Source organism: Streptomyces sp. NPDC058964, from assembly GCF_042741275.1.
Taxonomy (GTDB): domain Bacteria; phylum Actinomycetota; class Actinomycetes; order Streptomycetales; family Streptomycetaceae; genus Streptomyces.
On sequence record NZ_JBHYKH010000917.1, the window covers coordinates 497 to 1,734 of the forward strand.

1 protein-coding gene is annotated in these 1,238 nt (G+C 74.4%); it reads right to left on the minus strand.

The annotated features are described in order from the left end of the window. The coding region (locus tag ACFW2E_RS46380) for a DUF6424 family protein (protein WP_384478072.1) at positions 1 to 707 on the minus strand (707 nt) is incomplete at its 3' end. Positions 708 to 1,238: the final 531 nt, after the last annotated feature.

A 1,238-nucleotide genomic window follows, 5' to 3' on the forward strand; every position in this document is an offset into this window, starting at 1 on the left:
GGCACGCACGCCTGGCGCTCGTGTGTGTAGCCGGAGCCCCCCCGGTCCACCGGGGCGACGGCACCGTGCGTGCCGTCGGGCAGGGTCACCCACAGCTGGAAGTCGTCGTACCGGACGAAGTCGGCGCCCTTGACCGGCCAGGGATAGTGGTGCTCGCCGGGCACCTTGGGCAGGAGCCCCTGGTGGTTGCCCCGGCTCATCGGTACGCACGCGTTGAACAGCGAGTCGGTCCACGCCTCTACGCCGTCGGCGTCCTTGACCGGGGTGCGCAGCAGTTCCTCCGCCTCCTCGTACCCCAGGTCCCGCAGCGCGGGCAGCGTGAGCGGGAACGCCTCGACGAGTTCCGCGGCCTCGCGCCGCAGCCGGTCGACCTTCACCGGTTCCGCGCAGAACTGCATGCTCCACTCGATGCCCACCCGGGCCCGGAACATCCGCCAGCCGCCCCGTCCCCTGACCCAGAGGCTGCCTCCGTGGTGCATCTCCCAGTGCTCGGGGGAGACCGGCCGGGGCCCGTAGGGCAGGTCCTCGTCGCCGACGTCACTCAGGATCTGCTGGGCGGTCCGCTTCGCCGCACGGAAGAAGGAGGACTCGAAGCGCTCGGGATGCTCGACCAGACGTATCTTCCACGGATGGTTCTCCGATTCGACCCCGCCCGGCGGGAGCGCGACCGGACTCCGGGACCTCCCGCGCGCAGGGGCGACGGTCATGGCTTGCCCTCCTCGTGGCGGCCGCGCGGGCTCGCGTCCGGCCCGCGGCGCGAAGTACCCCTGCCCTTCATCGTGCGCCCGGCAGACGGGGGCGGCGACTCGAATGGAGCAGTCCGGCGTGCGCCGCTCAGCGCTCCGGCCGGCCGATGCCCGGCCTGTTTCCCTCGCTGTCGCGGAACCGGGCTCCGCGTTCGCGCCGGGCGCCCTTGTCCGGGCGGTTCCCCTGTCCGCATGCCCGGCACGTCGTCCGCATGCCCGGCACGTCGACCTCCTGCCGGAACGGCACGAAGTCCACGCCTCCGCACCGGTACAGCAGTCCGCCGGGCCGTTCGGCGCCGGGGTCCGGGCCGGGTGTACCCCCAGGGGCTAGGCGGCCCGGCCCGGGCCAGAGGGCGGGGCCCCGAGAGCCCGCCCCCCCCCTGCCGCTGGGCCGCGCCACCGACCCGGGAATGTGGGGGGGGGGGGCCGCGGCGCACCCCGACGACGACGTCGCTGCGGGTGAACCCGGACTGGCGGAGCGCCTTCCAGCAG